Source organism: Tabrizicola sp. (genome assembly GCF_022842145.1).
Classification (GTDB): domain Bacteria; phylum Pseudomonadota; class Alphaproteobacteria; order Rhodobacterales; family Rhodobacteraceae; genus Tabrizicola.
Window position 1 is genome coordinate 1 of sequence record NZ_JALHQD010000016.1, and the last position, 6,775, is coordinate 6,775.

Genomic DNA, 6,775 nt, shown 5'->3' on the forward strand with positions numbered 1-6,775 from the left:
TTCCGACAGATCGTCGAGCGGCATGGCTGGCACGGCTGGGCGGGCGAGGGGACGAAGAAGGGCGAGGCTTGGCGAACCAAGGTCATCTACAAGACGAACCTCGCCACCAGCTACGCCGCCGGTCGCCTGGCCCAGCTGCGCGACGGCGGCTTCACCCACTTCGTCTACAATCACGGGAACAGCCTGGAGCCACGCGTCCAGCACCTGGCTTGGGATGGTCTGGTGCTTGAGGCTGACCACCCGTTCTGGGCCACCCACGCCCCACCAAATGGCTGGGGTTGCAGCTGCTTCCTGTCCGGGGCGCGCAGCCAAGAAGGCGCAAAGCGGGTGGGCGGCAAACCGGAGAAGCAGCTGGAAGATGGCTGGCAGGCGATCGATCCCCGGACCGGAGCGCCGAAGGGTATCGACAAGGGATGGGCCTATGCCCCTGGCGAAACTGTGACCGATACGGTGGCCGAGGCCGTCCAGGCGAAGATGGCGAAGCTGCCGGACGCCCTGGCCGAGGCACTGGCAGCCGAGATCGCGGCGCGCGCGGCCAAGGGCCAAAGCGATGGCTGACATCATCATCACCGACGACGAAATCACCGGGGCGCTGCTCCGGCTTTCCGCAGCCCTGTCCGACATGACGCCAGTGATGGAGGAAATCGGGCAGATCCTGACGTTCTCAACCAAGCGGCGGTTTGGGGAAGGAGTCTCGCCTGATGGAGTTCGCTGGGCCCCGAAGTCGCAGACCACGCTGAACCGCCATGGGGCCAGAACCTCGAACCGGATCGACATCCGCCCGCTCTTCGGCCCATCGGGCGCGCTGTCGTCGCAGATCTTCTACGAGGCCGCATCCGACAGCGTCGCCTGGGGCTCGCCCATGATCTACGCCGCCACCCAGCAGTTCGGCGCGGCGCAGGGGGCATTCGGGCGGACGAAGCGGAACGGGCCGATCCCCTGGGGCAACATCCCGGCACGGCCGTTCCTGGGCGTCTCTCCCGAGGACCAGACCAACATCCTGGATGCCATCGCCGAGGCGCTAACCCGCTCGGCCGTGTCTGGTTGAAGCTGGAGCTTGACCCCTGACGCCTGGCGGGCCACGTTAGAGGCATCCCGATCCCGTTGAAGGCCCTCGCTCCTACAAGCCGTTGTAGGTGTTTCGGGTATGGGCCATCCGCCAGTCTGGCGGCATGCATAACGCCCCCGCCTCCGCCTCCAGGTCTCACCTGATCGCCCTCGCCGCGTCCGCAGCGTTGCCCGCCATCGGCAGCGACGGGGCCGTGCCCGAGTGGGTTCAGCTTCTGCCCGTGGCGCAGGGTGCAGTCGAGACCTTCGACGGGCGAGGACCCTATCATGTGACCGACCTTCAAGCTGTCATCCAGGCCTCGATGGCCTGGGAACGTGGCATCCCGATCGACGAGAACCACGCAACCGACCTTCGCCCGGGCCACGAGGCCCCGGCGCGCGGCTGGATCGTCGAGCTGCAGGCTCGCACTGACGGCCTTTGGGGTCGCGTCGAATGGACCTCTGCCGGGCGCGCCCTGGTGGCCGACAAGGCCTATCGCGGGATCTCGCCCGTCCTGATGGTCGATCCCAAAGACAAGCGCACGGTGACGCTGATCCCGCGCGCATCCCTCGTCAATGTCCCCAACCTGCGCGGCCTGGCCGCACTCAACACCGAGGAGACCTCCCGTATGGAAGGCATGAGCAAGATCGCCGAAAAGCTCGGTCTCGCGGCCGACGCTTCGCTGGACCAGATCCTGGCGAAGATTGGCAGCATGGCCGAAAAGAAGGACGAAAAGCCCGACGGCGCGCTGCAATCGGCCCTGACCGAGATCGGTACGGCCGTGGGTCTGCCGACCGGCACCCCCGACGCCATCGTCACGGCCGTGAAGGTCAAGACCGCTGGCGGCGGTGACGTAGTCGCGCTGCAGTCGCAACTGACCGCCCTGCAGTCCGAGCTGGCGACCCTGAAGGACGGCGCCAAGCGCTCCGCTTCCGAGGCCTATGTCGACGGCGAGATGAAGAAGGGCCGCACCGGCATAACGGCCGCGAACCGTGAGCACCTGGTGACCCTGCACGCCTCGCAGCCCGAGACGGCGAAGGCGATCATCGAGGCGCAGCCCATCGTCGCGCCCTCGGCCCTGATCACCACCCTCAAGCCGCCCGTCGGCGCCGACGGCAATGTCGAGCTGAACGCCGAGCAGCTCGCCGCCGCCACGATCCTGGGCCTTGATCCAAAGGCCTACGCGAAAACCCTGGCTGAGGAGAACGCCTGATGCCGCCGCTGACCCAAGACCGCAACACCCCTCGTGCCGAGGGCGATGAGCGCACCGGCCTTCTGGGCCTGAACCAGGCGATTTTCGCCGGCGCGATCCTGATGCGGAACGCCGTCGGGGATCTGATCGAGGGCGCGACCGCCACGGGCAGCTTCGGCGTCGGCGTGGCCCAGGAGCGCCTGGCATCGACCACCGCCGGGGTCACCCCGATCCGGTACCGCCCCGGTGTCCACCGCTTCGCCAACTCGGCCGCTGGCGACCTGATCGCCAAGGTCGATGTCGGCACGGTCTGCTACATCGTCGACGACCAGACGGTCGCGAAGACGAACGGCACCGCCACCCGCTCGCCCGCAGGCATCGTCGACAGCGTGGACGCCCAGGGCGTCTGGGTGCGGTTCGACGAAGCTCTCACCCGCGCCATCCTGTCGTAAGGAACCCCAGACATGCTCGTTAACGCCGCAAACCTCGACAGCCTTCGCGTCGGCTTCAAGACGTCCTTCCAGAACGGTCTGTCGCAGGCATCGACCGCCTACGCCCGGGTGGCGACCGTCGTGCCTTCCTCGCAGAAGGAGCAGAAGTACGGCTGGCTCGGCAAAATCCCGAACGTCCGGGAATGGGTCGGTCCCCGTGCCGTGCAGAACCTCCAGCAGCACGACTACGCCATCAAGGAAAAGGCGCTGGAACTGACGCTTTCGGTCGACAAGGACGACATCGAGACCGACAACCTTGGCATCTACACGCCCCTCTTCACCGAGATGGGCATGGCGACCGGGGCACAATGGGACCTGATGGTCTATGCCCAGTTGAAGGCGGGCTTCACGACCAACTGCTATGACGGCCAGTTCTTCTTCGACACCGACCACCCGGTCCTGGATGAGAAGGGCGACACCGTCGCCGTCTCCAACACGGGTGGTGGCGCGGGCACCCCCTGGTTCCTGCTGGACGTCAGCCGGGCGATCAAGCCGATCATCCTGCAGAAGCGCAAGGACTTCATCTTCACCGCGCTCGACAACCTGACCGACCAGAACGTCTTCATGAACAAGGAGTTCATGTATGGCTCGGACGCACGGGCGAACACCGGCTTCGGCTTCTGGCAGATGGCCTATGGCTCGCAGCAGACGCTGAACGCCGCCGCCTATGCCACTGCCCGCTCGACGCTGATGGGCATGAAGGGCGACTACGGCCGCCCGCTGGGCATCATGCCGAACCTCATGGTCGTCCCGCCCAGCCTGGAAAGCGCTGCGCGGAAGATCCTGAACTCGGAATATGCGACCGGCGGCGAGACCAACGAGTGGAAAGGCACCGCCGAGCTTCTTGTCGTCCCGTGGCTCGCCTGAGCCTGACCTGACGGTGTGATCCAGCAGAGGGGCCGGCCCCGTGAACGGTCCGGCCCCTTCCTCGAGCGCACCCCGCCCCTGAACCGGAGAGACCCATGTCCCGCAGAAAAGCCGTCGCCGCCGCAGCTGCCATTGCCGCTTCGCCCCAGATTGCCGTCCAGGCTGGCACTGCTGCCCCTGCCACGGAAGCCACGCCGAAACCGGAAGCCGAAGCGACCCAGGCTGCAGACGACGCGAACACCACCGAATCCACGTTGGGGGACGGGGATGCGACGGGGGCGGCGCAAGAAGCCCCCTCGGCCACCGCCGCCCCTCAAGCGCCCGCCCCCGACGTGGTGAAACCTGCCGCCAAGGTGAAAGCCCATGTCCTGCGCGTGACCGGCCCGGCCAAGGGCCGCTGGCGCGCGGGCCGCAAGTTCGGCCCCGAGCCGGTGGACATCCCGGTGGCGGAGCTGACCGAGGACGACCTGGCGAAGCTGGAGGGCGATCCCGAGCTGGTCGTCGCCCTGGTTCCCCAGGACTGACCTATCCCGAGCGAAAGGTTCAATCGCGAAGCCGACCGGAAAGCCTAGCACCCAGAGGCCCCGGCGGACGAACCGAGTAGGCGAACCCGGCGCGGACCGGGGGTGAACGTCGGAACACGGGCGTGACGGCCGGGAGAGACCGGCACCCAAACCCGAGGACCCAATGCCCTACGTGACCCTTGCCCAGCTGACCGACCGCTTCGGAGAGCAGATGCTGATCTCGCTCACCGATCGCGGGACGGACGCGCTTGGGGTGATCGACACCGACGTGGTGGCCCGGGCGCTGGCCGAGACCGACGCCCTGATCGACGGCTACCTGGCGCGCCGCTACGGCCTGCCGCTCAGCGCGGCCCAGCCGATGCTGGTTGGCGTGGCCGGGGCAATCACGATCTACAACCTGCACATCTATGAGGCCCCGCCGAAGATCGAGGCCGATTACAAGGATGCGATCCGCACCCTGACGGCGATTGCCCAGGGCACGATCACGCTCAGCGCCGCCGGTGTCGAGGCATCATCGACCGGGTCGACCGGCGCCCAGATCACCGACCGCGAGCGCCCCTTCACCGAAGACAACCTCAAGGGCTTCATCTGATGCTGATCGAGGATCTGATCGAGCGGCTGAAGGAGCGGGTCCCGGATTTCTCGGGCCGGGTCGAGGGTGCCTTGAACTGGGCCGAGCTGAAGGCGCAGGGCCGTCTGCCGCAGACGACGCCCGCCGCCAACGTGATCTCAGTCGGGCTGCAAGGCGGGACCCCCGACGCGGCGGCAGGGCTGTTCCGCCAGGCCTACGACGAAGTCTTCGGCGTCATTCTGACCTTCCGCAATAACGACGCCGTCGGCCGTCGGGCCTTCGAGCGCAGCGAAGAGATCAAGCGCGCCGTGATCGAGGCCGTGGCCGGCTGGTCGCCAAAAGGCGTCCTGGGCACCTTCCGCCTCGCGCGCGGCACCCTCGTCGCGATCGACGCCGGCACCCTTTCCTTCCAGATCGACTTCGCCATCGGCGACCAGCTGAGGATCGACCCATCATGAAGAAGCCCGCACCCGCGACCCAGGACTCCGTCCCGTCGGAAGTCCTGCCGCTGCCCCAGGCAGGCGGCAGCTACCTCCGCCTGCCCGATGGCTCCCTGCAGCTTGAGGAAGCGACGGACAACCGCCCGGAGGCGCGCGCCGCCGCACCCGTTGAAGAGGGTGTTCAAGCGCCCGTGCCCACCCCATTGACGGAGGCCTGAGATGCCCGCTCCGCTGTACTGGAAATCGAAGATCCTGCTGGCCAAGATCGAGACGACCTACGGGACCGATTCCGCGCCCACCGGTGCCCTGAACGCGATCCTGGCGACCGAGGTGAAGATCCAGCCGATGGAAGGCTCGGACGTCAGCCGGGACCTGGAACTGCCCTACCTCGGAGGCCAGGGCACCATTCCGAACGAGCTGCACGCCAAGCTCACCTTCCGGGTCGAGCTGGCACCCTCGGGCACCGCGGGTACCGCGCCGGGCTGGGGCGTCCTTCTGCGCGCCTGCGGTGTCGCCCAAGTGATCAACGCCGCGACAAGTGTGGTTTACAACCCGATCTCGGCCAACCACGAGTCGGCGACCATCCATCTCTGGATCGACACCACCCGCTACGTGATCCGGGGCACCCGCGGTACGGCCAAGATCATGGTCAGCGCCCAAGGCATCCCGTACATCGAGTACAGCTTCACCGGCCTCTTCGCCGCTCCGGCCGAGACCGTTCGTCCTTCGCCCGTCACCCTGACAGCCTTTCAGAAGCCGCAGGTCGGGACGTCGACGAACACCCCGGTCTTCACCATCAACGCGGTCGCCTTCGTCATGCGGTCCTTCACGCTGGACCTGAAGAATGCGGTCGAGCCGCGCTTTCTGATCGGGGCCGAGCAGATCCTGATCACCCAGCGCGAGGAAGAGGTCGAGACCGTGGTCGAGGCCCAGCCCTTGACCGCATTCAACCCGTTCACCCTGGCGCAGAACCAGACCTCGGTGCCGGTCGTCCTGACCCACGGTACGGGCGCGGGGAAGATCAGCACCCTGAACATGCCCGCTGCCCAGGTGCAGCGCCTGCAAGGCCTGGAAAGCGCGCAGGACATCAAGGAATGGCCGCTGCGCCTGGCCCCGCTTCCGGTGGCCGGCAACGACCAGTGGACGCTGACGCTGACCTAAGCACCGGGCGTCACAGCGCCCGGCCTCACCTGACCTTTGGAGCATCCCCCCATGTTCAAGCTGAAGAAGAACGCGACCTTCCTGCACGACGTCCCGGTCCAGTGGCCGATCGACGACGGCTTCGAAGAGGTCACCCTGAAGACCCGCTACCGCGTCCTCGATGCCGAGACCCTGCGGATGCACGACGACCTGATGAGCGAGCAGGGCCAGAACGCCTTCCTGCGCGCCGCGATCGTCGGCTTCCCGGCCGTGATCGATGACGATGGCCAGCCGGTCCCGGACGACGCCGCCCTCTTCGACCGCATCCTTGGCTTGACCTTCTGCCGCGTGCCTCTGCTGCGGACCTACCAGACCGCAATGACGGGCGCGCGCGCAAAAAACTGAAATGGGCCGGGCGCGCCTGGGCGACAGGCGAGCTCGGCCAGAAGCGGGACAGGATGAGCGGGGCGCGGTCGGATGCCGCCCTTTGGGGCATTGCGCT

General features: G+C 67.1%; 11 protein-coding genes. All 11 read left to right on the forward strand.

Going from position 1 to position 6,775, the window contains the following annotated elements:
* Nucleotides 1–558 (forward strand): phage minor head protein (locus Q0C42_RS21470; protein ID WP_295081104.1); only part of this gene is annotated, 558 nt, incomplete at its 5' end.
* Nucleotides 551–1,048, forward strand: coding sequence for a phage virion morphogenesis protein (locus tag Q0C42_RS21475; protein WP_295081107.1), 498 nt, complete (start codon nt 551–553; stop codon nt 1,046–1,048). The genes Q0C42_RS21470 and Q0C42_RS21475, both read left to right, overlap by 8 nt.
* 124 nt (nt 1,049–1,172) lie before the next feature.
* On the forward strand, nt 1,173–2,261 hold the full coding sequence (locus Q0C42_RS21480; RefSeq protein WP_295081109.1) for a phage protease: 1,089 nt from the start codon (nt 1,173–1,175) through the stop codon (nt 2,259–2,261).
* Entirely contained in the window at nt 2,261–2,692 is a 432-nt protein-coding gene (locus tag Q0C42_RS21485) for a hypothetical protein (RefSeq protein ID WP_295081112.1), read from the forward strand. Before Q0C42_RS21480 ends, Q0C42_RS21485 begins: the two co-directional genes overlap by 1 nt.
* A gap of 12 nt (nt 2,693–2,704) precedes the next feature.
* On the forward strand, nt 2,705–3,598 hold the full coding sequence (locus tag Q0C42_RS21490) for a Mu-like prophage major head subunit gpT family protein (protein WP_295081115.1): 894 nt from the start codon (nt 2,705–2,707) through the stop codon (nt 3,596–3,598).
* Nucleotides 3,599–3,693: 95 nt separating this feature from the next.
* Entirely contained in the window at nt 3,694–4,122 is a 429-nt protein-coding gene (locus Q0C42_RS21495) for a hypothetical protein (RefSeq protein ID WP_295081118.1), read from the forward strand.
* Between the two features lie 163 nt (nt 4,123–4,285).
* On the forward strand, nt 4,286–4,714 hold the full coding sequence (locus tag Q0C42_RS21500; protein ID WP_295081120.1) for a DUF1320 domain-containing protein: 429 nt from the start codon (nt 4,286–4,288) through the stop codon (nt 4,712–4,714).
* A complete protein-coding gene (locus Q0C42_RS21505; protein ID WP_295081123.1) occupies nt 4,714–5,151 on the forward strand; it encodes a hypothetical protein in 438 nt (145 codons plus the stop codon). The genes Q0C42_RS21500 and Q0C42_RS21505 overlap by 1 nt, the downstream gene beginning before the upstream one ends.
* Entirely contained in the window at nt 5,148–5,351 is a 204-nt protein-coding gene (locus Q0C42_RS21510; RefSeq protein WP_295081126.1) for a hypothetical protein, read from the forward strand. Before Q0C42_RS21505 ends, Q0C42_RS21510 begins: the two co-directional genes overlap by 4 nt.
* 1 nt (nt 5,352) lies before the next feature.
* Nucleotides 5,353–6,294 carry a phage tail tube protein gene (locus tag Q0C42_RS21515; protein WP_295081129.1) on the forward strand — a complete coding sequence of 314 codons (942 nt, stop codon included), beginning with the start codon at nt 5,353–5,355 and terminating at the stop codon, nt 6,292–6,294.
* 51 nt (nt 6,295–6,345) lie between these two features.
* On the forward strand, nt 6,346–6,678 hold the full coding sequence (locus tag Q0C42_RS21520; protein WP_295081132.1) for a hypothetical protein: 333 nt from the start codon (nt 6,346–6,348) through the stop codon (nt 6,676–6,678).
* Nucleotides 6,679–6,775 lie beyond the last annotated feature (97 nt).